The sequence below is a fragment of the Promicromonospora sp. NPDC059942 genome (assembly GCF_042731755.1).
In the GTDB taxonomy this organism is placed as follows: Bacteria; Actinomycetota; Actinomycetes; order Actinomycetales; family Cellulomonadaceae; genus Promicromonospora.
Genome location: NZ_JBHWLR010000056.1, coordinates 1 through 312 on the forward strand (window position 1 = coordinate 1; position 312 = coordinate 312).

Below are 312 nucleotides of genomic sequence, written 5' to 3' on the forward strand. Positions count from 1 at the left end.
GTTATGAATAGTGATATACTCCGGCGTCATTGGGTTCGGACATTTCAGGGCGTATTTTTCACTTGGAACTAATCTCTTTTTCACTGCAATTGTCATATTGAACATCTCTCCTAAAAATTAAATTTGAGCACAAAAAAGAGAGAAGGGGGCAAATCCCAATCTCTCTTTATCTCACGTATGCTCTTGTTATCTCTGTTTTTGAATGCTGTAAATTGAATAAAATTTATATTTTAACTAGAACATAACCACCTCCTTTAAAGAGGGCACTAAATTAAACTGTGGGTGTTATTAAGCAGACAGCGACACCATATC